Origin of the sequence: Weeksella sp. HMSC059D05, assembly GCF_001809725.1 — a bacterium.
GTDB lineage: Bacteria > Bacteroidota > Bacteroidia > Flavobacteriales > Weeksellaceae > Weeksella > Weeksella virosa.
This window is the reverse complement of sequence record NZ_KV798548.1, coordinates 142,965-169,536: the sequence shown is the minus strand read 5'-3', so window position 1 is coordinate 169,536 and position 26,572 is coordinate 142,965. Positions and strand designations below refer to the sequence as shown.

At 36.3% G+C, this 26,572-nt stretch carries 20 protein-coding genes; 14 read left to right on the top strand and 6 right to left on the bottom strand.

Annotation, left to right across the window (positions count from 1 at the left end):
* The first annotated feature begins 40 nt into the window (after nt 1-40).
* The 5 genes from HMPREF2660_RS08950 (at nt 41) to HMPREF2660_RS08930 (ending at nt 8,047) form a co-directional block, all read left to right on the top strand.
* Nucleotides 41-4,657: a translocation/assembly module TamB domain-containing protein gene (locus HMPREF2660_RS08950; RefSeq protein ID WP_141743585.1), complete on the top strand. Its 4,617-nt coding sequence runs from the start codon at nt 41-43 to the stop codon at nt 4,655-4,657.
* A 233-nt stretch (nt 4,658-4,890) separates the two neighbouring features.
* Nucleotides 4,891-5,361: an Lrp/AsnC family transcriptional regulator gene (locus HMPREF2660_RS08945; RefSeq protein ID WP_013598809.1), complete on the top strand. Its 471-nt coding sequence runs from the start codon at nt 4,891-4,893 to the stop codon at nt 5,359-5,361.
* A 39-nt stretch (nt 5,362-5,400) separates the two neighbouring features.
* Nucleotides 5,401-6,102 carry an NUDIX hydrolase gene (locus HMPREF2660_RS08940; protein ID WP_013598810.1) on the top strand — a complete coding sequence of 234 codons (702 nt, stop codon included), beginning with the start codon at nt 5,401-5,403 and terminating at the stop codon, nt 6,100-6,102.
* Nucleotides 6,103-6,116: 14 nt separating this feature from the next.
* The gene (locus HMPREF2660_RS08935) at nt 6,117-6,503 is read left to right on the top strand and encodes a hypothetical protein (protein ID WP_013598811.1); all 387 of its coding nucleotides are present in this window, start codon (nt 6,117-6,119) and stop codon (nt 6,501-6,503) included.
* Between the two features lie 128 nt (nt 6,504-6,631).
* On the top strand, nt 6,632-8,047 hold the full coding sequence (locus HMPREF2660_RS08930) for an L-serine ammonia-lyase (RefSeq protein ID WP_070486823.1): 1,416 nt from the start codon (nt 6,632-6,634) through the stop codon (nt 8,045-8,047).
* A gap of 90 nt (nt 8,048-8,137) precedes the next feature.
* Here HMPREF2660_RS08930 and HMPREF2660_RS08925 read toward each other — a convergent pair whose 3' ends face one another.
* Together HMPREF2660_RS08925 and HMPREF2660_RS08920 are read right to left on the bottom strand one after the other, a co-directional pair.
* Nucleotides 8,138-8,692, bottom strand: a complete 555-nt coding sequence (locus HMPREF2660_RS08925) for a TlpA family protein disulfide reductase (RefSeq protein ID WP_013598813.1) — start codon at nt 8,690-8,692, stop codon at nt 8,138-8,140.
* A complete protein-coding gene (locus HMPREF2660_RS08920) occupies nt 8,689-9,279 on the bottom strand; it encodes a thioredoxin family protein (protein ID WP_070486821.1) in 591 nt (196 codons plus the stop codon). Before HMPREF2660_RS08920 ends, HMPREF2660_RS08925 begins: the two co-directional genes overlap by 4 nt.
* A gap of 99 nt (nt 9,280-9,378) precedes the next feature.
* On the opposite strand from HMPREF2660_RS08920, the gene recG reads away from it, so the two are divergent.
* Together recG and HMPREF2660_RS08910 are read left to right on the top strand one after the other, a co-directional pair.
* Nucleotides 9,379-11,484 (top strand): ATP-dependent DNA helicase RecG, encoded by a 2,106-nt coding sequence (gene recG / locus HMPREF2660_RS08915; RefSeq protein ID WP_070486849.1) that lies wholly within the window; start codon nt 9,379-9,381, stop codon nt 11,482-11,484.
* A gap of 101 nt (nt 11,485-11,585) precedes the next feature.
* Nucleotides 11,586-11,807 (top strand): hypothetical protein, encoded by a 222-nt coding sequence (locus HMPREF2660_RS08910; RefSeq protein WP_070486820.1) that lies wholly within the window; start codon nt 11,586-11,588, stop codon nt 11,805-11,807.
* A gap of 126 nt (nt 11,808-11,933) precedes the next feature.
* Here the strand turns inward: HMPREF2660_RS08910 and HMPREF2660_RS08905 are convergent, their stop codons facing one another.
* Genes HMPREF2660_RS08905 through HMPREF2660_RS08895 form a run of 3 tightly spaced genes read right to left on the bottom strand, consistent with a single transcriptional unit; the run spans nt 11,934 to nt 14,750 of the window.
* Complete coding sequence (locus HMPREF2660_RS08905) at nt 11,934-13,349, bottom strand: MBL fold metallo-hydrolase (RefSeq protein WP_070486814.1); 1,416 nt, start codon at nt 13,347-13,349, stop codon at nt 11,934-11,936.
* Nucleotides 13,350-13,352: 3 nt separating this feature from the next.
* A complete protein-coding gene (locus HMPREF2660_RS08900) occupies nt 13,353-13,940 on the bottom strand; it encodes a methyltransferase domain-containing protein (protein WP_070486812.1) in 588 nt (195 codons plus the stop codon).
* Nucleotides 13,941-13,952: 12 nt separating this feature from the next.
* A complete protein-coding gene (locus HMPREF2660_RS08895; RefSeq protein WP_013598819.1) occupies nt 13,953-14,750 on the bottom strand; it encodes a sulfite exporter TauE/SafE family protein in 798 nt (265 codons plus the stop codon).
* An 80-nt stretch (nt 14,751-14,830) separates the two neighbouring features.
* Here HMPREF2660_RS08895 and HMPREF2660_RS08890 point away from each other — a divergent pair, with 80 nt between their 5' ends.
* A complete protein-coding gene (locus tag HMPREF2660_RS08890; protein ID WP_070486811.1) occupies nt 14,831-16,162 on the top strand; it encodes a M16 family metallopeptidase in 1,332 nt (443 codons plus the stop codon).
* Nucleotides 16,163-16,177: 15 nt separating this feature from the next.
* Nucleotides 16,178-18,223: a M16 family metallopeptidase gene (locus HMPREF2660_RS08885; RefSeq protein ID WP_070486809.1), complete on the top strand. Its 2,046-nt coding sequence runs from the start codon at nt 16,178-16,180 to the stop codon at nt 18,221-18,223.
* 291 nt (nt 18,224-18,514) lie between these two features.
* Here the strand turns inward: HMPREF2660_RS08885 and HMPREF2660_RS08880 are convergent, their stop codons facing one another.
* Complete coding sequence (locus HMPREF2660_RS08880; RefSeq protein WP_013598823.1) at nt 18,515-19,018, bottom strand: SPOR domain-containing protein; 504 nt, start codon at nt 19,016-19,018, stop codon at nt 18,515-18,517.
* 269 nt (nt 19,019-19,287) lie between these two features.
* Here HMPREF2660_RS08880 and HMPREF2660_RS08875 point away from each other — a divergent pair, with 269 nt between their 5' ends.
* The 5 genes from HMPREF2660_RS08875 to HMPREF2660_RS08855 are packed head-to-tail and all read left to right on the top strand — an operon-like array spanning nt 19,288 to nt 26,551.
* Entirely contained in the window at nt 19,288-20,697 is a 1,410-nt protein-coding gene (locus tag HMPREF2660_RS08875) for a c-type cytochrome (protein WP_070486808.1), read from the top strand.
* A gap of 22 nt (nt 20,698-20,719) precedes the next feature.
* Nucleotides 20,720-23,899: a TAT-variant-translocated molybdopterin oxidoreductase gene (locus HMPREF2660_RS08870; protein ID WP_070486807.1), complete on the top strand. Its 3,180-nt coding sequence runs from the start codon at nt 20,720-20,722 to the stop codon at nt 23,897-23,899.
* Nucleotides 23,900-23,929: 30 nt separating this feature from the next.
* Nucleotides 23,930-25,333, top strand: coding sequence for an NrfD/PsrC family molybdoenzyme membrane anchor subunit (gene nrfD, locus HMPREF2660_RS08865; protein ID WP_013598826.1), 1,404 nt, complete (start codon nt 23,930-23,932; stop codon nt 25,331-25,333).
* Nucleotides 25,320-25,886, top strand: coding sequence for a DUF3341 domain-containing protein (locus tag HMPREF2660_RS08860; RefSeq protein WP_052295795.1), 567 nt, complete (start codon nt 25,320-25,322; stop codon nt 25,884-25,886). The genes nrfD and HMPREF2660_RS08860 overlap by 14 nt, the downstream gene beginning before the upstream one ends.
* Nucleotides 25,883-26,551, top strand: a complete 669-nt coding sequence (locus HMPREF2660_RS08855; RefSeq protein ID WP_013598828.1) for a c-type cytochrome — start codon at nt 25,883-25,885, stop codon at nt 26,549-26,551. The genes HMPREF2660_RS08860 and HMPREF2660_RS08855 overlap by 4 nt, the downstream gene beginning before the upstream one ends.
* The last annotated feature ends 21 nt before the right edge of the window (nt 26,552-26,572 follow it).

Genomic DNA, 26,572 nt, shown 5'->3' with positions numbered 1-26,572 from the left:
TTAATTACTTTTACACTGCAAATATCGTAATAAAAAAGGATTGAAAATAATAAGACGTATAGGAAGGGTAATTTTAGTCGGGATAATAATAGTTCTCACATCACTTTTGTGCTTAACGGTTGCTATTCAGATCCCTGCAGTACAAACATGGGCAGCGCATAAGGCTGTAAAATCTTTAAATAAAACCTTCAACACAGAGATTTCGGTAGAGAAAGTTCATATCAATTTCTTCGGGAGGATACATCTTTATGGTTTAGCGACAAAAGATGACCATGGACTAGAGTTTATTCGGGTAAAAGAATTAGAAACCAGTTTTCGGATTTGGTCTTTAATCAACGGAACGGACAAAATAGATCTGAAAGAAATCGAACTTCATGAGCCGCAGTTGCAGATCATCACATATAAGAATGATAGCATTGCTAACTTTATCAAATTTGTAAAAAACTTCGCAAGTAAAGAAGAAAAAGATCCTTCACCATTTACGCTAAAAGGAAACTTCCTTATACATGACGGTCAATTATTAATAAAAAACGAAAATTTAGAAGACAGACAACAAGTTTGGTTAGATGCCAAAAAACTTCAACTCGATGTGCGCGATTTTTCATTGATTAATGATGATTTGAATGCTGATATCAGAAAAATAGCTTTCGAAACTCAACGAAAAGGAGAGCAGTATGTTGTACGTAATCTATCGGGAATAGCACATTATAATGAGAAAGAAATTCGGGTTACTCAACTACATTTACAGACCGAAGACAGCAATTTGCAAGGTGATTTGGTACTGAATACCGCCGAGAAAAATGCTTTTAGTGATTTTGCTAATAAGGTGATTTGGGAGGCAAGAATAGACAATCCTTCAGTAATTAATTTTAAGGATATTCGGTATTTTGCAGATAATTTTGATAAGAATTCCTCTGTCAATGTTTACGGTGAAATTTATGGACCTTTGAATGCTCTAAATTTGAAAAACTTCGAATTATCTGGGCAAGAAAACTACATTGCTGCACAGAAATTACAGCTTAGCGGAATGCTGAATGATGATTTGCGAATGTTTAGCAACGCATTGAGAATCAAAACATCCTATCGAAATCTTCGAAATCTTTTACCTACATTTATATCGACTAAACTCCCGGTTTTTATTCAGCGTTTTGGTACCATGAATTATCAAGGAGATTTAGTACTTGATAATCAAGAAATTGCAGTAAAAGGAAATTTGTTAACTTCCTTGGGGCAAGCAAAAGTCAATGCTCTTTTCCAGCAATATACACAGCCCAAAATTATGCGTTACAAAGGTCTTCTCGATGCTAAAAATTTAGATTTACGAGCGATAACTGAAGTAAAAGATTTGGGGTTAGTAAGTGGACATCTCACGTTCAATGGGCGAGGAACAGACCTCAACACCATACATCTCGAGGTAGACGGAAATCTTGATTATATGGATTTGATGGGCAAACGTTATCAGAATATGGCAATCGATGGTTTGCTCGAAAATTATACCTATAACGGAAAATTCTATATCAACGATCCAAGATTGAAAGCCAATTTTGATGGAAAAGTAGCCTTCAGAGATAAACCATATCGATTGAATTTTAGTTCGGATTTGAATTATATTGATTTGGATTATTTAGGTTTGACGAAAAATTTAGGAGCAAAAATAAGAGGGAAAATCACTGGCGATTTTCAAGTATCTAATTTGGACGATTTTCTAGGACAACTCACGCTGAAAAACGTTTACTATCACTCGAAAAAAGACACTCTAACTATAGCTTTTGCAGAATTAACTTCTGAACTATCCAATGGCATAAAAACCATACGAGCCAATGTTCCAGACTACGTAGAAGCAGAAATTACAGGGCGTTTTGTGGTAAGTGAGATTGCCGATGCAGTCAACAATAGCCTAGTCTCGGTAGTACCATCTTTCAGACATAAAAAAGTTTCACCTCATCAAGAATTTACGGTAGATGTGGTGGTGCATCAGAATATTTTGGCATATTTCAATCCAGATATTGTTATTGAACCAGAAACCTTTTTAAAAGCTTATATCAATACCAACGAAAACTCTTTCCGAGCAAATCTCGACACACCAGGTGTTGCCTACGGAAATATCCGAGCATATAATGCATTGGTCAATTTCGATACCACAACAGAAAACAATAAAACAAATGGAAGAGTAGATAGTTTGTTGGTGAATACAGTCGCGATCAGAGAAATCAATATCAACTCGTTGCCTAAAAACGATTCGTTAATGATTCATACCGATTTTAATATCGGGAAAGACGAAAATTTAATGAAGTTTGACCTCAACCTTTTCCATACCATGAGAAATAATCACACGATGGAATTTGGTTTTGCCTCGTCAACTTTCAATCTAGATAAAACTATTTGGACCATCAACAAAGACAATTCTACCGACACCAATAAACTCATCATCGATATGAATACAAAAAAGATGAGAGTAGAAGATATTTCGTTGAATCATGAGGATCAGCAATTGGTAGTCAGTGGTTTTTATAATGATGCGAAAGATTACAAATTCGATGGAATGTTCGAGAAGATTGTCCTTTCTAAGTTGATCCCGAGCAGTTTACTAAAAGGACTAAGTGTAGACGGAGTTGCAAATGGAGAAGTGCATGTAATACGCAACGCGGCCGAACTAAAACCTACCTTAGCAATGACAATCGATCAACTAGAACTCAATGAATTCGAGTTAGGAAACCTCGCCTTAAATGGAGGGTATAACAATGTACAAAATGTTTTTGATGTAGAGTTGTCCCTAGATCAAGGATTGGTACAATCGCTTTATATGAATGGCTTTATAGATAATAACCCTGAAACACCAGAAGTAAATATGGTTGCCAACTTCGATGATTTCAATGTAGGTTTTGTCGAAGGTTTCTTATCCGAAGTTTTTTCGAATATGCGCGGAACAATATCAGGAGAAGTTCATTTTGATGGTAAAATAACTCAACCTAATTTCAGTGGTGATATGGCCGTTAGAGATTTAGGCTTTAAGTTTAATTATCTCGGGGTTGATTATCTATTCAGCGGCGTGAATGACATTCATGTCAATAAAATTGGTGGAAGCCAAGGAACAATCATACTAGACAATTTAATATTTACCGATACTTTTTACAAAACAAAAGGTTTGGTAGATGGAACAATACTCTTTAGAGATTTCTCAGAATGGTTCCTCAACTTATCGTTTACTTCGAACAATTTGTTGGTAATGAACACCACAGCAAAAGATAATGAACTCTTTTACGGGCGAGTATTTGTCGACGGATATTTTGATATCTTCGGGCCAGTACAAGGATTAGATATTGTAGCACGAGCTGATGTAAAAGACAACTCTCAACTAACCATCAATACAAGTGGAACCATTATAGAATCTGAAAAACAATTGGTTCGTTTTGTTCCTAATCAAGAAAAATTAGAAGATGATACCCTACGGACCAACCCGAAGGGGATGACCGTAGATATAACCGTAAATGCATATCCTACAGCAAAAATGAATCTCATTTTAGATGCGGCCACCAACGACATGGCATCAGCTCGTGGAACAGCAGAAAATCTCAACATTCATATGGATAATTCTGGTTTGTCAATTACAGGAAATTATAATATAGAATCGGGTACTTATAACTTCCGCCAGTCTGGAATCCCGTTGTTGAACAAAGACTTTAGTATCCGTAAAGGTAGTAGTATCGATTTCTCAGGAGATCCATTGGATGCAGAACTTAATATAACAGCAGTATACACTAGAACCATATCCAATGTGGGAGAGTATTTGGCAGGCGCAGGTTCTTCTCAACTGTATGATGGAGAGCTAATTATTAATATCAAAGAAAATCTGAAAGCACCTGTAATTACTTATGATATAGAAATTCCGAGAGCCAGCTCGGACATGAATGCACAGCTTGCTGCAAAACTTAATAATCAAGATGAAAAAACCATGCAATTCGTGTATATCCTTATGACCGGAAAATTTGGTGATACTGCAACACTTTCTTCTAGTCTGCAAGGAGGTTTGGCATCGGGTGCAGCAGATATTGGCTTATCGGCTGTAGCAGGTGCATTGAGCTCTCTTATGGAAGGTGTTGATCTCGATGTACAATATATTCAGGGAAGTGACGGAAGCTCTACCAACGACAAATTACGTTATTCTTTATCCTACCAAATTAATAATCGCTTACGTGTTACAGGATCCTATGGTATGGCTGTGACCAATGAATACCAAGAAAATTTTGATGGTAATCTGAATATTCAATATGATATTTCACGGATGAATAATGGTGGATTTTTAATCAATGTCTTTACGCGTCCTACAACTTTCGGTATACAGGCAGGCAATGTAAATCAACTCAACCAAAGTTTCGGAGCTGGATTGAGTTACAATACATCATTCAACAATATTGAAGAAATATTCAGAAAAATAAAAGACAAAAGAACTACAAAAGACTCTATTGCGATGCAAATTGGTCCTGTGAAAAGAGTAAAACCAAATAGTAATCTCGAACCTTCAGATTCGGTCAAAGAAAAATTCCAACTAGATACAATGCAGATAAAACCAAATCCTGTAAGTTTTGCTCAACCAGTGAGCGATCAACAAATCATCGAAAATAAAGTGAAAAAACGTAGAGGATTGGTTCGTTTCTAAAACAATAAGAAGTAAAAAAAACTTCATTAGAAAGAAAAGAGTTTATTGCATTTCGGCAATAAACTCTCGCAAACAAACAAAAGTGAAAACACTATCCAAAATATTTGAAACAAAGCTAAAATATTATATATATCATTAAATTTTTTTTGGAGAAATGTTATGATAATTTATAATTTTGCTAAAAATTGAAGTATAAATTACAGAATTAACATTTTTTAACAAAAAATACTAAGATGAATTATATAATTGATGAAATCGACAAAAAAATTCTCATGTATCTAATCGATAATACTCGTATTCCGTTTACTGAAATAGCTAAAAAGATGAATGTGTCAGCAGGTACCATTCATGTACGGGTAAAAAAATTAGAAGACGCTGGAATTATCAAAGGTTCTACTTTGGTGATTAATTACGAAAAAATGGGCTATCGGTTTGTTGCATATGTTGGGATTCTACTTACAAAAACCAATAAAACACAGCACGTTATCGATGAGTTGTACAAAATACCTAACGTTACGGTGGTACATGTAGTTTCTGGGAAATATAATATTTTCTGTAAAATTCGTGCAAGAGACACATCACATGCCAAAGAGGTAATCTATCGTATCGATCAGATAGACGATGTTCTTAGGACAGAATCTACTATTTCATTAGAAGAATCTTTTAACGATAAAAATCGCTTGTTACATTCAATATTTCAGTAACTTAACCAACAAATTATAAGTGAGTAAAAAGTAAAAAAAATGACTCCTCAAGAAAAAGAGTTATATTTCAATGTTGCTTTGTGCTCAGGCTTGGTTTTGTTTGGTTTTGATGGAGAAGAACTAAAAATACTTATCTATCGAAAAAAAGATGATCCCTATCGTGGTGCTTTAACAATACCTAGTAAATATGTAGCTCCCGATACAAGCAACGAGTGCGTTGTGCAAACCATGCTAAAAGAAAATATAGGCATAGACGACAAAAATATCTATGTAGAACAGCTGAAAGCATTTGTGAAGGTTTTTCGTAATCCACTCGGTCGTGTAGTAAATGTAGCGTATTATGCATTGGTAAAGCTAACACCAGAGATAGAAAAAGAGGCAGAGAAACGTAACGGTTTGTGGGTGAAGTATAATGAAATCCCAGACCTAGCATTCGACCATAACGAAATTATCTCTTATGCCAAAGAACGTGTAAAAAGAAGAGTGAAACGTCGTCCGATTGGGTTTCATCTTTTACCAAAAGAATTTACCATTGCTCAACTACAAAGCCTATACGAGAAAGCACTGGATCGGGAATTAGACAAACGTAACTTTAGAAAAAAAATATTCAACTCTAATTTGATTATCGAAACAGGCAACACGACCGACCCAAAGGAATACCGAAAAGTGGCTAAACTGTATCGTTTTGATGAAGAAAAATTTGAAAAATTAAGCTTAAAAGGATACGATTTCCTATTTTAGAAAAAATTATAAATATGAAAAAACAAAAAAGAACTTTTTGGTTTAATTTACTAGTTGTCATCATGGCTATACTAGTACTTAGCTTACTTTATCGAGGGATAGAACTCTATCGCACACAAGATTATTTATTCCGAACATTTCTTAATAATGATGCCCCAGAAATGCCATCATGGTATCCGATAACAACTATAATATTTTCGGTAATATCAGTAATCGGTGTCGTATTACTATATTTTTACAAGAAAATAGGAGTCTTTTTATTGTTAGGATCTTTGTTTATTGCAGCCTGCCTCCAGCCAGAATTTATGCCAGACGGAACACTTTATACACTTTTTAGTTTATTCTTTTTTGTAGGATACGGTCTTGCAATCCTTTATCCACATTGGAAAGAGTTTGATTAAAATCAAAACATCCAGCTCATGAAAAAAAATAATAGTTTCTTGAGATACAAGTAGTGCAATATATTAGGAAAATAGAATATATTTGAGTAAGAATAAATAATCATCAATCAGACAATTTATCAATTATTATGGATTGTATCTCGGTATTCGATATGCTGAAAATAGGGGTGGGACCTTCCTCTTCTCATACTTTGGGACCATGGCGTGCAGCCCAGGCTTTTCTTGTAGAATTACAAGAAATGAATAAACTAACCCAAGTACAAAAAATCATTATCAATTTGTACGGATCTCTTTCTCTTACAGGTAAAGGCCACGCAACCGATTTTGCCGTACTTTTGGGGTTAACGGGAGCAGATCCCGAATATATCCCAGTAGAAGATATTCAAGCTACGATTCAGACAATTAAAACAACACATCAATTATACTTAAATCAAGAGAAAAATATTCCTTTTGATTTTGATAAGGATATAATTTTCAACCGAGAATTTTTAGATTTTCATCCAAATGGAATGATGTTTACAGCTTATTTTTCTGAGAAAGAAAAATACGATTCAACATTCTTTTCAATAGGAGGAGGTTTTATTAATAAAGGCGACGAAGATTCTACTACCGATATGATTTGCGCTTATCCTTATCAATTTAATACATCCGAAGAATTATTAAGACATTGTGATAGTTCTGGATTGTCCATTTCTGAATTGATGAGAGAAAATGAACGAACACAAAGGACAGACCAAGAAATAGATGCCGAATTGATGCGTGTATGGAACACTATGCTCGAATGCATGTATATCGGATGTCATACAGAAGGAGTCCTTCCTGGCGGGTTAAATGTAAGAAGAAGAGCGTACGATTTGTATCAAAAGCTAAAAGCGGCAATCCCTTATCAAACCCATAACGAGTGGATTAATTCAATCAGAAAAACGAAAATTGCTTTTCGAGAAATCTTCAAGTGGGTAAGTTGTTATGCTTTGGCAGTAAATGAGGTTAATGCTTCTCTTGGGCGAGTGGTTACTGCGCCAACCAACGGTAGTGCAGGCGTAATTCCAGCAGTTCTCATGTATTATCTCACGATAGATAATCATAAGGCGGGTGAAAAAGAAATAAAGCAATTCTTGATGGTTGCTGGCGTAATCGGAAGTATTTTCAAGAAAGGTGCAACCATTTCTGCTGCAATGGGTGGTTGTCAGGCCGAGATTGGTGTTTCCTCTGCTATGGCAGCCGGAGCCCTATGCGAATTGTTAGGAGGTACACCCGAACAAGTAACCATTGCAGCAGAAATTGCCATGGAGCATCATCTAGGGCTTACATGCGACCCGATAGCGGGCTTGGTGCAAGTCCCTTGTATAGAACGTAACGCGATGGGTGCTATCAAAGCAATAAATGCAGCAGAACTTGCTTTAGAAACTAACCCAAAAGAAGTGAAGGTTACCTTAGACGATGTGGTGAAAACGATGTGGGAAACCGCAAAAGATATGAACAATAAATACAAAGAAACATCAGAAGGTGGACTTGCAGTAGCGGTGAATATTGCAGATTGTTAACAGATAAATATAATTATTCCTAAGAAAAAAACGCAACTGAATTGAATATTCTGTTGCGTTTTTTATAGAATTGTAGGATATTTTAACCAATCATTCTTTAATTAATTTTTCTAATAATGCATTGATTTCTTGATCATTCCAATCTCTGGTTTTATTTTCGTGCAAAACGATTTCTCCTTTTTTATTGAGGATATAAGTCGTCGGAAAAACTTTTGGCATCATGGCAACCGATATCGGACTAATAGGCTCATAAAGCGGTAAAGTAAGCTCGTGTTTCTTTGCAAAATTGATGATGTCGTTCGGTTTATCTTGAATCGCAATAAAAATAAATTTCACCTTTTCATGATGTGTGTTGTACAATTCTTGTAAACTCGGCATTTCCTTAACACAAGGAGGACACCAACTGCCCCAAAAATTTATCAAGACAACTTGTCCACTATTTTTGGCAGATTGTAAATTCTCATCTAAGGCACCATTGTAGCCTTTCAAATCAATATTATAGTCCTCTTCATTCAAAATTTTTATACCCGCAACATGCGATTTATCTTCTAGTTTGTCTTGGATAAATTTACCAATTGGGGTATAAAAAATAGCTGCAATAAAAACCACAAAAAAACCTAAAAAAAATAATCTTTTTTTATTCATGCGTTCATTAGACTTAAAAGTTCGTGGATGATATCTTCTCCCTTATTGGTATTGTAAAATTTCTGTAAGTCGGCATGAAATTCGTCTTTAGAATATTTATCGGGATTTTCTTTGAATTTTTTTAGCAACTCCATTCCTTTTTGTGGGCGAGGACCATAATGAAAAAGTTCTTTCCCTTCTGAGTCGATACCTAATACAATCGGAATAGAAAGTGCACCATTTGTTTTATATCTTTCGATTAATTCTAGATTTTCATCACGAGAAATATAGCGATTTTCTATACCTAATTTTTCGGCTAAAAGATGAACAACTGGGACAATCTGTGACGCATCTCCGCACCAACCTTCAGTAATGGTGAGCAATCGAATCGATTTGTCTAAACTTGCTTTTTCTATTTCTGCAAGCGAAATATCCGAGAACTGAAAGGATTTTGTAATCCGATTCATGCGTTGTAAGCCCATCGAATAATGCTGTACAAACTCTTTCGGATCACCATTTTCTACTTCTTCTTCTAATTGATTTTCTGTTTTTTCGATATACGATTCGTAGCTGATGCCTTTCTTGAAATACGTTTCTAAATTGAGCATAAATGTAATCTTTGTCATTAATGTAAACAAATATACAGAATTTGAGTGGTTTTCATGGATTCTTTTTTATTCCGTAAATTAGTTGCAGAAAAGAACCCCATGTATTCATCGAAAATAAAAACCCCTATCGAATATCTAAAAGGCGTAGGACCAGAAAGGGCTAAATTGTTACAAAAAGAGTTGCAAATATTTCGGTATGAAGATTTATTAAATCATTTTCCTTTTCGGTATGTAGATAGATCGCGTTTCTATAAAATAAAAGAATTAGTCCCGACCATGGCAGAGGTACAATTGATTGGTAAAATGGTAAGTTTAGAAACGATAACCTCGGGCAAGAAAAAACGCTTGGTAGCAAAATTCATAGATGATACAGGACAAATGGAGTTGGTTTGGTTTAAGTTTACCAAATGGCAAGTAGAGAAATTTCAGAAAGAGTTGCATCAACCGATTCTGATTTATGGTAAACCAAATCTTTTCAACTCGGTATTTAGTATGGTACATCCCGAAATAGAAGATGCAGAAAACGCCAAAACAATGCCGTTGGGTTTATTCCCAGTATACCCGAGTACCGAACTTTTGGCAAAAAAAGGGATTACCAATCGTATGATGCAGAAAATTATTCTCCAACTCTTTCAGGAGTCAATAATGATAGAAGAAAATTTATCAACTTCTTTGGTTGATCAATTAAAACTTATCTCTCGTGCGAAAGCATATGCACAAATTCATTTTCCGAAAAATGCAGAAGAACTCAGACAAGCAGAATTCAGATTAAAATTTGAAGAATTTTTTTTCTTTCAATTGAGCATGTTCGTAAAAAAAATTGGACATCAACAAATTAATAAAAGTCAAGCTTTTCCTAGAGTTGGTGAATACTTCAATACTTTTTATAATAATTATATTCCGTTCGAATTAACAAATGCACAGAAACGTGTAGTAAAAGAAATATATAGAGATTTGCGTCAGCATAAGCAAATGAATCGTCTTTTGCAAGGCGACGTGGGGAGTGGAAAAACAATGGTAGCTTTATTAAGCATGTTACTGGCAATCGATAATAACTTTCAAGCAACATTAATAGCTCCTACCGAAATTTTGGCACAACAACATTATCAGAGTGTCGTAGAATATTTAGGAGATTTAGATGTCAAAGTAGCCCTGATAACTGGTTCCACAACCAAATCACAACGACAACCAATCCACGAAGGATTGCTTTCGGGCGAGATTAATATCTTGATTGGTACGCATGCAATTCTAGAAGATACAGTGCAATTTAATAATATAGGTTTGGCTATTATCGATGAACAGCATCGGTTCGGAGTAGCGCAACGGGCCAAATTTTGGCGAAAAGCAAAACAACCTCCGCATATTTTGGTGATGACAGCCACACCGATTCCACGAACTCTTGCTATGAGTTTATACGGTGATTTGGATATTTCGGTTATCGATGAGTTGCCAAAAGGTAGAAAACCAATTCAGACTATACACAAAACTGACGCACATCGATTACAGCTTTTTCATTTTCTAAAAAAAGAAATCGATAAAGGTCGGCAGGTATACATAGTTTATCCATTGATTGAAGAGTCTAAAAAACTAGAGCTTAAAGATTTAATGGATGGATATGAGAGTATCACTAGAGAATTTCCATTGCCAAAATATGCTGTCGGTATCGTGCATGGGCGGCAAAAGCCTGCAGAAAAAGACTATGAAATGCAGCGTTTCATAAAAGGGGAAACTCACATTTTGGTAGCCACTACGGTTATAGAAGTAGGGGTTAATGTGCCAAATGCTTCGGTAATGGTAATTGAAAATGCCGAGCGTTTTGGTTTATCACAATTGCATCAGTTACGCGGACGAGTTGGCCGTGGAGCAGAACAAAGTTATTGTATTTTGATGACGCATGGGCAACTCAACGAAACGTCTTATCAACGGATAAGTACCATGTGCCAGACAAATGATGGGTTTCAGATAGCAGAAGTAGATTTACAGCTTCGAGGACCAGGAGATTTGATGGGGACACAACAAAGCGGAGTACTCGACTTCAAATTGGCCAGTTTAACCAAAGATCGACAATTAATCGAATGGTCGAGACAAGCTGCAGATCGATTATTGAAAGAAGATCCTCGATTAGAGAAATCCGAAAATCTTCCTATAAAAAAATATTTTTTAGCGCATCATAAAGATAAAATTGCTTGGTCACAAATCAGTTAATACACTCAAAGTTGATTTATTAAAGCTAGAATAATATTTTTTGGTTTGAAATTTGTTTATCATTTTATAACTAGAAAAAAGTAATTAGAAAAAACAAAAATATGCTATCAACAATAATCAAGAAACTAGGAACTAGAGAGGATAAAACCTTAGCACCTTTGGCAGCAGCAGCAACAACAGGAGTTAGTATCGCTCGATTTTTGGGTAAACGTTCAATTTATGGAGCGATTGTCGGAATTGGTGTAGGTTTGGTTGTAAAAAAAATAATGAAAAAACAAGAAGAAAAACAAAATCTACCGGCACAAGAACCACAAGAGATTTAAAAACAATTATCAAAGAAAGAAAAGAAAAGAGTAGAAGTTTTCAACGTTATAATATTCGTTGTATGTTTATTGAAAAAGAAAATCAGCACAATCTTGTGCTGATTTTTTATGAATATTAATTAGATTTTACTTAGATAGAGAACAGTTTCCTGTAACTAAAGGAACGTTTTTTTGCTCCTTTATTTTGTTGAATCCACCAGAAACATCAATCAAGTTTTCATAACCTCTTGCACGCAAGATCGAAGTAAAAATCATCGAACGGTAGCCTCCTGCACAATGAACTAAATAAGTCTCTTCTGGATCAATAGCCAACATACTTTCATTGATAAAGTCTAATGGAGCATGAATTGCATTGTCAACATGTGCAGCATTATACTCACCTGGACGACGTACATCCAAAACTTTCAATTCACCTTCGTTTACCAAATCTACAAACTCATCTACAGAAATAGAGACAATCTCATCGTATTCTTTTTCAGCTTCTTTCCAAGCGTCAAATCCGCCGTCTAAATAGCCAATTGCATGGTCGTAGCCTACTCGTGCTAAACGAGTAATTGCTTCCTCTTCTTTGCCCGTTTCTGCAATTAACAAGATAGGTTGTTGGATGTCGGCTATCAACGTCCCGACCCACGGTGCGAATTGTCCACCAAGACCGATGTTGATAGAGTTTGGTATAAAACCTTTAGCAAAGACTTGCGGGTCACGAACATCGAGCAATAGTGCAGAGGTTTCATTTGCTATAGTTTCGAATTCTTCTACCGAAAGCGCTTTTTTACTACGGTTCATCACTTGGTCAAACGTATCATATCCTTCGATATTCATACGAACGTTTTCTGGGAAATAGGCAGGTGGCGGTAATAAACCCTCAGTAAGTTTCTGAATGAAATCTTCTTTGCTCATGTTCACATCCAAACCATAATTTTTTACTTTCTGATTGCCTAAGGTATCGAAAGTTTCTTTGCTCATATTTTTACCACAAGCCGAGCCAGCACCATGTGCAGGATAAACAATTACATCGTCTGCCAACGGTAGAATCTTATTGTGTAGAGAATCGTACAACATACCGGCTAATTTCTCTTGTGTAAGGTCGTTGTTTAATTTTTGTGCCAAATCTGGACGACCAACATCACCGATAAAAAGAGTGTCTCCGGTGAAGATTGCATAATCTTTTCCATTCTCATCTTTCAGCAAATAAGTGGTACTTTCTAAGGTATGACCTGGCGTATGAATCGCCGTAATGGTAATATCACCAATAGAAAACACTTCGCCATCCTGAGCAATATGAGCATCGAAAATTGGTTTAGCAGTAGGGCCGAATATAATTTTCGCATTGGTTTTTTTCGCTAAATCTACATGGCCAGATACGAAATCTGCATGAAAATGCGTTTCGAATATATATTTTATTTTGGCATTATTTTTTTCTGCTTTATCAACGTATGATTGAGTTTCGCGTAGCGGATCGATGATGGCGGCTTCGCCTTTCGACTCGATGTAATAAGCTCCTTGAGCCAAACATCCGGTGTAAAGTTGTTCTATTTTCATCGTTTACGATTTATTTTGCAAATTTATGAAAATTTCAGAATCCTGACGGGGTGGAATAGAATTATAGCATTTTTCCATTGTCTGAATCTGAAAATATGGTTGAAATAATTTTTTATATTCATCTAATGAGCCTCCGAACGGTGGATTGTTACTCCCGAAATGTTTATTAAACAAAACTCCTACCAATCGACCATTCGGAAGAATAATTTTATGCATATGCTGCGCATAATCTTCTCTTTGTGAAGGGAGTAATGCACAAAAAAAAGTTTGTTCAAGAACCAAATCGTATTGGTTGGTATGTTGAAAAAAATCTTGGCAGGTTATTTTTATTTCTTTTCGGTCTTTATATTTTTCTTGTAATTTTTCTACAACCGTTGGCGCATAATCCAAAATCGTAATGTTTCGGAAGCCTTTAGTTAGTAAATATTCAGCTTCATGTGCATTGCCGCATCCAGGAATTAGAATCTCGAGAGATTTATCTTCGAGTTGATCGATGTATTCTTTAATCGGTGTGGTCACTTCTTGAGCGTCCCAGCCGGTTTGTTTGTTTTGGTAACGTTGATCCCAATATTCAGCTCTGTAGGCTTTCATTTTTCACTTTTTTTAAAGGATAAATTCTTCTAAAAAGATAAAGATAGCCATTAATATGATAAATATAGCAAAACTTTTTTTTAGGGTTTCGGTAGAGATTTTGGTAGAAAAAAAAGTTCCTAATAAAATACCTATCATCGATAAAAATACAAACTCTAGTAAGAAGCCCCAATCGATGGTAAGATGATGTACATCGCCAATAAAAAAACCGATCAAAGAATTAATTGAAATGATAAATAAAGAGGTTGCAGAAGCATGTTTGATATCTAACTGTGCAATAACCATCAGTGCTGGGACAATAAGAAATCCACCGCCTGCTCCGACTAATCCTGTGAGGCATCCAATAAAAAAACCTTCGGACAATAATAGTGGATGAAATTTTGATTTTTGTTTTCTTCTAGGGCCTTTATTGTCACTTAGCAAAGAAAACGCAGCAAAAAGCATCAAAATAGAGAAAAGCCCAAACATAGCCATGCGTCGTGTGACTATATATTGGCCAACATGAAATAAATTTTCGGGTAAATTGGGAACTACAAATGTTCGGATGATAGAAATACCAATAACTGCTGGGAGACCAAAAATGAGTACGGCACGCCAATCGACCATTTTTTTTAATGCTTGTTTTATGCCGCCAACTAGACTTGTGCTACCTACTATAAACAATGAATAAGCTGTGGCAACTTTTTCATCGAAATGAAATAAATAGGCCAGGATAGGAACGGCTAAAATAGATCCTCCACCGCCCATTAAACCTAGAACAATTCCAATAAATAATGCACCAGTATAGCCTATAACTTCTTCGAGGCTCATGAATTTTTTTTCCGAAAATTACAATTTCTTTGTAACAAAATGTATTTTCGTAAGACAAATTATGTAAAATAGATTACTCAATGAAAAAATTAGTACTGTCTTTACTGTTAGTAAGCTCAACGATGTTCGGGCAAAAAATCGACTTTGAAGAGTACGATTTACCTAACGGTTTACATGTTATTCTACATCAGGATAATTCAGCACCTATCGTTACTACGGGAGTTATGTATCACGTAGGCTCGAAAGATGAGCAAGAGGGAAAAACCGGATTTGCCCATTTCTTCGAACATTTATTATTCGAAGGAACACATAATATCAAACGCGGAGAATGGTTCAAAATTGTTTCATCGCATGGTGGGCAAAACAATGCCAATACGACAACCGATCGTACTTATTATTACGAAACATTTCCGTCTAACAATTTAGAGTTAGGTTTATGGATGGAATCGGACAGATTACTGCAACCTATTATCAATCAGATTGGTGTTGATACCCAAAAAGAAGTAGTACAAGAAGAAAAAAGACAACGATTAGATAATCAGCCGTACGGACGTTTTATGTACGGTGAAGCTCTGTCGCCACATGTTTTCGATAAGCATCCATATAGATGGAGTGTGATCGGTTCTTTTGAAGATTTGAAAGGAGCAAAACTAGAAGATTTCCAGCATTTCAGTAGTACCTATTATGTACCGAATAATGCGGTGTTAGTAATAGCAGGGGATTTTAAAATGAAGGAGGCTAAACAAATGGTCGAAAAATATTTTGGCATGATTCCTCGTGGAGCAGAGGTGAAAAAAAGTTTTCCGAAAGAAGAACCTATTACCAAAGAGCGTCGTGTAACAGAATACGATTCGAACATTCAAATTCCTTTATTAGCGATCAATTATCGTACGTCGGATAATAAATCGAAAGATGCTTTTACGTTGAATATGTTGTCGAATTATTTAACGGGAGGAAAAAGTTCTGTCTTGTATAAAAAATATGTAGACGAGAAAAAAGAAGCATTGCAAATATTTGCTTTCAATCGTCAAATGGAAGATTATGGAATCTATACCATTGGCGTATTGCCGCAAGGAAAGGTTTCATTAGAACAGTTAGAAAAAGATATCCAAAAAGATATTGAAAACGTTCAGACAAATTTAATTTCTGAAGAGGATTATCAGAAACTTCTCAACTCATTCGAGAATAGTTTTGTAGCTCAAAGGCAAGGCGTAGAAAATATAGCTCACTTACTAGCGGATGCTTATATGTTGCAAGGTGATACCAATAAAATCAATACAGAAATGGATATTTATCGTTCGATCACTAGAGAAGATATTCGTAACGTAGCCAAAAAATACCTAGGTAAGAACCAGCGTGTTATAGTGCAGTATTTACCAGAATCAGCTAAAGAACAAAAAGAAAAAAAATAGTTAAGAAGAAATCTAATGAATACAAAAATATTTACCCTCGCTTTTGCATTTTTTGCTCTTTCTGTCAATGGACAGATCAATCGACCAATGCCAGTACCAGGGCCAGTTCCTACAATAAATTTAGGGAAATCACATGAGTTTAAGCTCAACAACGGGCTCACTGTTATTGTTGTAGAAAACCATAAATTACCACGTGTAAGTGCAACGTTAACAATCGATAATACACCTTTTACTCTAGCAGACAAAAAAGGGGTCGATGGTTTGTTAGGGAGTATGTTAGGAACCGGAACAGAAAAGGTTGCTAAGGATGATTACAACAAAAAAATAGAGCAATTAGGAGGCAATGTAAATTTTTGGAGTGAGGGGGGAAGTGCTTCTTCATTAACCAAATATTTCGATGAGGTTTTTGGTTATTTTGCAGATGGAGTAATCAATCCGAAATTTGATCAGAAAGAATTCGAAGCTGTCAAAAATCGTTATATCGAAGGTTTAAAAGCAGATGAAAAAAGTGTGGAAGCTGCAGCTTCACGTGTTCGTGATGTATTGACGTATGGAAAAAACCATCCGTTTGCCGAGTACGATACGCCAGAAAAAATTCAAAAAATTACTCTCAAAGACGTACAAGATTTTTATAAGAACTATTACCGCCCAGACAATGCGTATCTTATTTTTGTAGGGGACATCACTGCGGATAAGGCTAAAAGTCTAACTACAAAATTGTTTTCTAATTGGCATAAAGGAGTGGTGAAGATTGCCGATTTACCATCAGTTCAGCAAGTGAAGAAAACAGAAGTAGATATCGTTAATATGCCAAATGCAGTACAATCGGTGGTGTCTGTAACGTATCCGGTAAACCTTACCAAAAAAGACAAAGATTATTATGCTGTGCAAGTTGCTTCAACTATTTTAGGAGGAGATTTCAATTCGAAATTGAATATGAATCTTCGCGAAAAACATGGTTGGACATATGGAGCACGAGGAGGAGTTTCTGATTCTCGATATATCGGACGTTTTTTCACCAATGCTACCGTTCGTAACGAAGTAACCGATTCGGCAGTAATCGAAACGATGAAAGAAATCCGCTCGATGACTCAGGAAAAAGTAGATAAAGAAGTTTTGGAAAACGTAAAAGCAAAGTTCTTGGGGAACTTTATCATGTCGTTAGAAAGACCACAAACTGTAGCGAGCCAAGCATTGATAAAAAAAATAGAAGGGTTAAATGACAACTTCTACGCCGATTATATCAAAAATATAAATAACGTAACAGTAGATGATGTCTTACGCGTTTCAAAAAAATATTTCCGTCCAGATCAGGCTAAAATTGTTGTTACAGGAAAAGCAGAAACAATCGGTGAGGGACTGAAAAAACTAGGCTACCCTGTGAACTTTTATGATGCGTACGGAGAGCCCATTGCAGATCCGTCTACTATGAAAAAGGATGCAAAAGTAACAACCCACCAAATAGCCGATGCCTATATAAAAGCAGTAGGAGGAAAAGCAAATATCGAAAAAGTGAAAACCGCACACCGTGAAGGAAAAATTAGCTTGATGGGGATGGAGGGTAATTACAAAGAAAAATATGCTTTACCAGACAAAACTGCAATCGCGATGGAAATAATGGGTATGAAAATAAAAACTGTTTTCGACGGAGCCAAAGGCTATGTAGACCAAATGGGTCAGAAAATAGATTTCCAGAAAGACCAAATCGATGGGATGAAAGGATATAATCAATTATTTCCAGTATTATCGAGCAGCTTTGCCAAAGCAAGTGTAGAGGGAATTGTAACCGAAAACGGCGTAGAATACTATAAGGTATATACCAAAGAAGCTAAACGTACCGAATATTACGATGTGAAAACTGGATTGTTGGCAAAATCAGAAATCGTTGCATCAACACCGCAAGGAGATATGGTAACCGTTAATGTGTATAAAAACTATCAACCATTCGACGGTGTGTTGATGGCTACAACAATCGAAACCCAATCTGGGCCACAAACTTTTAAAATAGAATTAAGCAAAGTGGAGTTCAACAAGAATGTTTCGGACGTTGATTTTAAATAATCTATTTATTTCGACGATAAAAAAGCTTGAGGAAACTCGGGCTTTTTTTGTTTTCGAAAATCACTCATAGTTTATCTAATCAAATAACTATTTTTCTGCTTTTTGTACAATTAGCTTATTAAATAAGAGGAGGAGAGTAGCCTGATAATGATAAGATTTGTCTATGAAAAGATATTCTAAGTATTGATGTACAATAGAAAAGTAGAAAGCCCTTTTTACAGACACATAAAAACTACTTCTAATAAAAGAAATGGTCATGCATAAATAAAAATTGTTTAAACTATCATCACTTTACTTTGCTCTTCTACATAAAATTCTGTACTGAATGGCAAAAGCACTATTGTATTTTGACTTGATTTTTCTTATATCAGTATTAGCAGAACTTTTCGTGAAATAATCACCAACCAAAACTCGATAATCCGGTGACATATAAACAATTTCGGTAGAAAAAGATGGGAAATTCGCCTCAAATTCTCGTTTTACTCTATCGGCCTGTGCTCTATTTTTCGAGTAATAAACCTGAATTTTATATCCCGGCATTTGGGTTTTTCCGGCGCATGGATCACTCGGATTGTTACGGGGGCGAGTTGTAGTTGTAGTAGGTTTCGTTGTGGTTCTAACAACTGCACAAGAGGTGTTTTCTTTGTTATTGATAAATTTAGCGATTTCAGGATCCATTTCAATAGAAATTTTACCTGCATCTTCAATTCTCACCGTATCGACGTTAATTTGAGCTTTTCCTTGAAAAATAATCGTCAAAAAAACAAAAGTCAATATCTTTTTCACTATTTTCATTAAGTTGTATTTTTACAAATATAAGTTAAACCAACCAAAAATACTCTAAAAAAAATCAGCAATACATCTTTGGCTTTGATAGTGAAAACAATATAGCTAAAAAGTAGATTCTTTTATGATGTAGAATTTATTTAGAATAGTTTTAAATTACATTAAGTGATAAAGTTCATTATAGTTTCTTTATGATTTTCTTAAGTATTGCCCCTATTTTTGTTGACAATAAAGCGTTCAAATATTAAATTACGAAAAACGAAACTTATAATAAGTAAATGAAGGCAAGAATTCTAACAAGGTTACGTCTATGGAGTGCCGCGGCAATAATGCTCGGTTTCTCTACTGCTAATGCTCAGGGTGACGCTGCTAATGGGTACGATTTGTTTCAAACCAATTGTACAGCATGTCACCAGATAGATGGAGAGATGATTGGTCCAGAGATGCGAAATGTAGTGCAACGTGTACAAGAACAAGCGGGGCTTGGTACCGATTGGTTACATGCGTGGATAAAGGACAATAAAGCACTGCGAGAGTCGGGGGATAAGTATGCAAATGAAATATTTGCAAAATACAACAATCAAGAGATGTTGGCTTTCCCAGGATTAAGTGAGGCAGATATCGATGATATCTTGGCTTATACATCAGACCCAGAAGGTGGGCAAGCAGCTTTTGAAGAAGCTAAAAAAGCAGCAGCTGCTGCAAATGCTCCTGCAAAAGGAGGGGAGGATTCTGCAAGTACAGGTGTAGTTGCAGTTGGGTTTGTTGTTTTGGCAGCTCTTTTGTTTTGGATTTTACTTAGAATTAATGCTTTAGTAAAACAAACCCGTGATACAACTTTAGAAGAAGACACTCTTAATAAAGCAGTCTCTTTTAATGAGGTGTTGCAAAAATACAAAGCAGTTGGGCTTGTAGGGGTTGTGATTCTTACATTCGTTGTAATGTATAGCGTTTTCTGGGGATTGATGGGGATAGGTGTAGATAAAGGATATGAGCCAGAGCAGCCAATTTATTTCTCGCACAAAGTTCATGCAGGAATTCAGGGAATTGATTGTCAATATTGCCATACATCTGCAAAATACGGTAAAGTATCTGGTATTCCTTCAACAAATACATGTATGAACTGTCATCGAACAATTAAAGAATACCGTGGGGATTATTACGAAGAAGAATTGGTAACTTCTGGTAAATTTGCGTCTGCAGATGATGTAAAAGCATTTTATACAGGAGAAATTCAGAAAATGTATAAAGCAATCGGTTGGAATCCTGAAACCAATAAATACGAAGGTAATCAAAAACCAATCGAATGGGTACGTATCCATAATATGCCAGACTTTGTTTATTTTTCACATGCACAGCACGTAGTTGCGGGAGAACAAGCAATTTTAAAGGCTATCAAGGAAGGAACAATTCCTAACGCAAAAGAGCTTAATATCGGAAGCGCAGATCAGGTATGTTTTGCATGTCACGGTCGCATAGATGAAATGAATGAAGTAAAAATGGCCAACGATTTCACTATGGGATGGTGTATCGAATGTCACCGTACAACTGAGGTGGACATGGATAATGGTTATAACAAAGAATATTACGCAGAGCTACACGAAAAGTTGAAAAAACAATACGGTGATGCAACCAAAATTACTGTGGATGCAATCGGAGGTTTAGAGTGTGGTAAATGTCATTATTAATATACTAAAAAGAGGACTATAAATGGCTTCGAAGAAAAAATACTGGAGAAGTTTTGAGGAGTTAACTGATTCTAATTTAAGCGAACAGTTATCCACCAATGAATTTGCAGAAGATATTCCTGTAGATGAATTCTTAGGCAACACAAATGCCATGGAAAACAAGAAGACTTCGCGACGTGACTTTTTGAAAATCTTAGGATTTAGTACAGCTGCTGTAACTTTAGCAGCCTGTGAAGCACCAATCGTAAAGTCTGTGCCTTACGTTGTGAAACCAAACGACGTAACACCTGGTGTACCAACTTATTATGCATCAACAATTTTTGATGGATATGATTATGCAAACGTTTTGGTAAGAACCAGAGAAGGTCGACCAATTCGTATAGATGCGAATCACGATGCACGATTCTTCGGATCGACAAACGCTCGTGTACAAGCATCGGTATTATCTTTGTATGATAGCGATAAGGTGAAAGGCCCAATGGTGAAAACTGGGGAAAATAAATATAAAACTACAACTTGGAAAGATCTCGATGCTAAAGTAGTATCAGCTCTAAATAGTTTAGGAGGTAAAAAAGCGGTTATCTTAACCCCTTCACTGCCATCGCCGACTACAAAAAAACTAATACAAGAATTTCAAGCAAAATACCCTACAGTTCAGCATGTAGTGTTTGATGCTGTTAGTTATTCTAACGCTCTAGATGCTGCACAAGAAGTATATGGTAAACGCGAAATTCCTTTCTACGACTTTTCTTCTACAGAATTAGTGATATCATTCAATGCAGATTTTTTAGGAGATTATAACGGTGGAGGAATGGAATCTTCTTATGCAGCAGCTCGAAAACCTGGAGCAAACATGTTGCGTCATATACAAGTAGAATCTGTATTATCATTGACAGGTGCCAATGCAGATACTCGTATCCCTAAAAAGTTTACAGATACAGAAAAGTTGCTGGCAGAAGTATACAATGGTTTGAAGGGAGCTTCTGTTAAAGATGAAGCTGCAAGCATTGTAAAAGAAATTAAAGCTAAAGGAAGCAAAGCGGTTGTTCTGGCAGATGGATCAAAAGAAGCATATGCTTTGGCTTTTGCAATTAATCAAATGATTGCTTCTGGAGCTGTAACAAACCGAGCTGTTAACTTAAAGGTTTCTAACGATGCTGTGTTCAATCAATTTATTGCTGAAGCAAATGCAGGAAATGTAGGAGTATTGTTTACATATCAAGCCAATCCTGTATATGCAGCAAATCAATCAAAAGCAGTACAAGCAGCTTTTTCTAAAATTGGTTTAAAGGTAGCATTAACAGAAAAATTAGATGAAACTGCATCTTTAGCAGATTTAGTAGCACCAGTTACTCATGCATTAGAATCATGGAATGATTATAATCCAATTACAGGAGTATACTCATTACAACAGCCTACTATACCTCGTATTTTTGATTCTCGTCAATTTCAAGACTCATTAATTACTTGGTTAACAGGAACATCAGTTGTAAATAAAGTAGAAAATCCTAATGATCCTACTATGATGATGGCAACATCAGAAAGTGTACAACCAGTTTCTGCGTATTATGAGTATTTACGAAACAATTGGTTATCAACTATCCTACCATTAGTCGGAGGAATTGATTTTAATCAAGCGTTGTACAACGGAGTTAACGAATCTTCTGAAACAACAACTTTTGTTGCTAATACTGCAGTAGCAGACGGATATGCTGCAAAATTAGCCTCTACAAAAGCAGGAGAGTGGGAAATCCAATTCTATACAAAAACAGGTATAGGAGATGGAACACAATCTAATAATCCTTGGTTACAAGAGTTACCAGATCCAATAACTCGTAATTCTTGGGATAACTACATTACCTTGAACCCATTAGACGCAGAAAAATTAGGTGTAAAAATCCAAGATAATTACAACGTTCATAACGGACGTATGCAATTTGATGGCGAATACTTTGATCTGACAGTAGATGGCGTTAAGCTAGAGAAAGTGCCTGTATTTATCCAACCAGGTCAAGCCATTGGTTCTATAGGTTTAGCCTTAGGTTATGGTAGAACTAAAGCAGGAAAAGTAGGAAACGAAATCGGAGTAAATGCGTATAGCTTATATAAAGGAACCATAGGTGCAAACAATGTAACTTTAGGCAAAACTGCAGGTGCAGGTAAGCACAAGTTTGCCAATATGCAGCAGCAGCCTACTCTGATGGGGCGTTATGAAATTGCACGTGAAGTTTCTTTAGATGACTTTATAAATCGTCCTAGAGAAGAATGGAACGAATTAGGAGTAATGCCAACCTGGAAAGGATTAACACCTGAAAAAGAGGTTGATATCTGGAGAACACATGATCGTTCAGTAGGTCCACACTTCAAGCTGTCAATAGACATGAATGCATGTACAGGTTGTGGTGCTTGTATTATAGCTTGTCAAGCAGAAAACAACGTACCGGTTGTAGGTAAAGATGAAATCCGTATGTCACGAGATATGTATTGGTTGCGTATAGACCGTTACTACTCAGATGTTACAGATAATACATTAACGCAGAAGGTTGCTCTTGAAGGTCCGAATATGGATGGAAAAGGAGACGGGTTGAATGAACCTCAGCAATATAAATTGTTGATTCAGCCAAAAGCAGAGAACCCAGACGTTATATTCCAACCAATTATGTGTCAACATTGTAATCACGCACCATGTGAAACAGTATGTCCGGTTGCGGCAACATCACACGGTCGTCAAGGACAAAACATGATGGCCTATAACCGCTGTATTGGTACACGTTATTGTGCAAATAACTGCCCTTACAAAGTACGTCGTTTCAACTGGTTTACTTATACCCAGAATGATAAGTTCGATTTCCATATGAACAACGATTTAGGACGTATGGTATTGAACCCAGATGTAGTAGTACGTACAAGAGGGGTAATGGAGAAATGTTCTTTCTGTATCCAACAAACACAAGCAGCTATCCTAAAAGCCAAGAAAGAAAACCGTCGTGTAACGGATCAAGAATTTAAAGATTCAGCGGCATGTGCTGCAGCTTGTGCGACTGGCGCAATGGTGTTTGGAGATATAAATGATGAAAACAGTGAAGTGAAAAAACTTTCAGAAAGCAATCGATCTTACGTATTGTTAGAAGAAGTTGGTACACAACCAAACGTTTTCTATCATGTGAAAGTTAGAAACAGAAAAGAACAAAAAAACGCATAATTAGTATAGAATTTATTAAGGTAAAATAATATGTCACATTACGAATCACCAATTAGAGAGCCTCTTATATTAGGACATAAGTCTTACCATGATATCACCGTAGATATTGCTCGTCCAATCGAGAATAAATCGGGAAAATTATGGTGGATCGCCTTCGGTATAGCATTCCTTGGTTTCCTATTATTCATAGGTTGTGTCTTCTACACCGTTGGTACCGGAATCGGGGTTTGGGGTTTAAATAGAACAATTAACTGGGGTTGGGATATTACCAACTTCGTATGGTGGGTAGGGATCGGTCACGCTGGAACACTAATATCCGCTGTACTCCTTTTATTTCGTCAGAAATGGAGAATGTCGATTAACCGTTCAGCTGAAGCGATGACAATTTTCGCGGTAGTACAAGCAGCGGTTTTCCCGATGATCCATATGGGTAGAATCTGGTTATCTTACTGGGTTTTCCCAATTCCGAATCAATTTGGTTCACTTTGGCCAAACTTTAACTCGGCACTATTGTGGGACGTTTTTGCGATCTCAACCTACTTCTCAGTATCGGTAGTGTTCTGGTTTATTGGTCTTATGCCCGATTTTGCGATGATCCGCGACCGTGCAACAAAACCATTTGCAAAGAAAATTTATGGAATTTTATCATTTGGATGGGGTGGACGAGCAAAACAATGGCAACGCTTTGAAGAAGTTACCCTTGTATTAGCAGGATTATGTACACCACTTGTGTTCTCAGTACATACAATCGTATCATTCGACTTCGCTACATCTGTAATAAAAGGGTGGCACTCAACTGTATATCCACCATATTTCGTAGCAGGAGCTATTTTTTCAGGTTTTGCTATGGTGCAAACACTATTAAGTGTGATGCGAAAAGTATTGCATTATGAAGATTATATTACTCGTAAACATATCGAGTATATGAATATCGTAATTATCGTAACTGGAGGAATGGTGGCTATTGCTTACTTAGCTGAGTTATGGATAGCATGGTACTCAGGTTCTAGATACGAGGACTTCACTTATTTCTCTCCAGGAGCAGCAACTGGTCCTTATTGGTGGGCATTCTGGGCATTAATTATTTGTAACGTATTAGTACCAGGACTGTTGTGGATACGCTCTATCCGTCGTTCGTTCCTTTGGACATTCTTAATCTCGATTGTTGTAAATATTGGGATGTGGTTCGAGCGTTTCGACATTATCGTGATAAATCTTTCACGTGACTATTTACCTTCGAGCTGGACAATGTTTATGCCAACATGGGTAGACGTTGGAATCTTCGTAGGAACTAATGGATTCTTCTTTGTACTTTACTTATTGTACGCACGTACTTTCCCAGTAATCTCACAAGCAGAATTAAAAACTATTTTGAAATCATCAGGCGAAAGCTATAAAAAACATCATACAGAAGATGAGCATCACGAACACTAAAATCGTTTATGGTCTATACGGAGACGACGATGTTTTACTAGACGCAATTAAAAAAATCCGTAGTAAAAATGTTGCGATACAAGAAGTTTATACGCCATTTCCTGTTCATGGATTGGATAAAATTCTTGGATTGAAAAAAACTCGAATCTCAGACATCGCGTTCTTTTACGGTGTCTTTGGATTGACATTGGCCTCTGTAATAACTTGGTTTTTTATGAACCATGATTGGCCACAAGATATTGGTGGAAAACCATCTTTCTCTTGGGGAGAGAATATGCCAGCATTCGTTCCAATTATGTTTGAGATTACAGTTTTTTGTACCGCGCACTTAATGTCACTAACTTATTTAGTTCGTAACAAGATGTATCCAGGTGCAAAAGCTCAAAATCCTGATCCAAGAACTACAGATGATAAATTCCTAATAGAAATTCATACTACAGATGTAGATGCAATTAAGAATATTTTTGTAGAAACAGGAGCAGAAGAGGTTACGGTAAGAGGTGTAGAATCACCAGATAACAATATTAACCAAGTAGAAGAAGCATACTCATGAAAAAGATAGTATTTTTAATGGTTGCAGGAAGTTTATTAGCTACAGCCTGTTCAGATAAAAAAAGGAAGCCAAGTATAGTGTACATGCCAGATATGTATTATGCGACCGCTTACGATCCATATGAGAAAGCAACTTTTGGTTACCCTGATTATGCAGAGTCATCAGATGTTCCGGTTTTTCAACGCAATCATAACATGTCAGCACTAGAGCCAGTTGAAGGAAGTGTACCACATAATGACGGAGGTATCTTGCCATGGACTTTACCTAATAATAATGCTGGTTATGAGCAATCGAAATCAGTAACATCTCCATTAAACCCTGCTAATAAAGAAGTAGATCACAAGCGTGGTGAATTGTTATATAAACAAAACTGTTCTGTTTGTCATGGTGCAAATGGAGATGGGCAAGGTTCTATTGTAAAATCCAAAGCATACTCTGGTGTACCTACATTCGCAGAAAGAAATATTACAGTAGGAAGTGTCTACCATGTAATTATGTACGGTAAAAACGCAATGGGTTCTTACGCATCACACTTAACACCTGTAGATAGATGGAGAGTGGCAGAGTATGTAATGAGCTTGAAAAACGCTGGTAACGATCAGGCAGCCCCTGCTGAAACACCAACAGCAAATGTTGAACCTGCAGATTCTACTGCAAGCAAATAATCGTTAACGCTAAAAAAGATT

Bases quoted from the DNA above. Each gene is read 5' to 3' on its own strand.
- HMPREF2660_RS08910 (WP_070486820.1), top strand. From the start codon at position 11,586: ATGCTATCAACAATAATCAAGAAACTAGGAACTAGAGAGGATAAAACC.
- HMPREF2660_RS08870 (WP_070486807.1), top strand. From the start codon at position 20,720: ATGGCTTCGAAGAAAAAATACTGGAGAAGTTTTGAGGAGTTAACTGAT.
- HMPREF2660_RS08925 (WP_013598813.1), bottom strand. From the start codon at position 8,692: ATGAATAAAAAAAGATTATTTTTTTTAGGTTTTTTTGTGGTTTTTATT.
- HMPREF2660_RS08900 (WP_070486812.1), bottom strand. From the start codon at position 13,940: ATGAAAGCCTACAGAGCTGAATATTGGGATCAACGTTACCAAAACAAA.
- HMPREF2660_RS08905 (WP_070486814.1), bottom strand. From the start codon at position 13,349: ATGAAAATAGAACAACTTTACACCGGATGTTTGGCTCAAGGAGCTTAT.
- HMPREF2660_RS08935 (WP_013598811.1), top strand. From the start codon at position 6,117: ATGAAAAAACAAAAAAGAACTTTTTGGTTTAATTTACTAGTTGTCATC.
- HMPREF2660_RS08880 (WP_013598823.1), bottom strand. From the start codon at position 19,018: ATGAAAATAGTGAAAAAGATATTGACTTTTGTTTTTTTGACGATTATT.
- HMPREF2660_RS08920 (WP_070486821.1), bottom strand. From the start codon at position 9,279: ATGCTCAATTTAGAAACGTATTTCAAGAAAGGCATCAGCTACGAATCG.
- HMPREF2660_RS08945 (WP_013598809.1), top strand. From the start codon at position 4,891: ATGAATTATATAATTGATGAAATCGACAAAAAAATTCTCATGTATCTA.
- recG (WP_070486849.1), top strand. From the start codon at position 9,379: ATGTATTCATCGAAAATAAAAACCCCTATCGAATATCTAAAAGGCGTA.
- HMPREF2660_RS08855 (WP_013598828.1), top strand. From the start codon at position 25,883: ATGAAAAAGATAGTATTTTTAATGGTTGCAGGAAGTTTATTAGCTACA.
- HMPREF2660_RS08890 (WP_070486811.1), top strand. From the start codon at position 14,831: ATGAAAAAATTAGTACTGTCTTTACTGTTAGTAAGCTCAACGATGTTC.
- HMPREF2660_RS08895 (WP_013598819.1), bottom strand. From the start codon at position 14,750: ATGAGCCTCGAAGAAGTTATAGGCTATACTGGTGCATTATTTATTGGA.
- HMPREF2660_RS08875 (WP_070486808.1), top strand. From the start codon at position 19,288: ATGAAGGCAAGAATTCTAACAAGGTTACGTCTATGGAGTGCCGCGGCA.
- nrfD (WP_013598826.1), top strand. From the start codon at position 23,930: ATGTCACATTACGAATCACCAATTAGAGAGCCTCTTATATTAGGACAT.
- HMPREF2660_RS08885 (WP_070486809.1), top strand. From the start codon at position 16,178: ATGAATACAAAAATATTTACCCTCGCTTTTGCATTTTTTGCTCTTTCT.
- HMPREF2660_RS08940 (WP_013598810.1), top strand. From the start codon at position 5,401: ATGACTCCTCAAGAAAAAGAGTTATATTTCAATGTTGCTTTGTGCTCA.
- HMPREF2660_RS08930 (WP_070486823.1), top strand. From the start codon at position 6,632: ATGGATTGTATCTCGGTATTCGATATGCTGAAAATAGGGGTGGGACCT.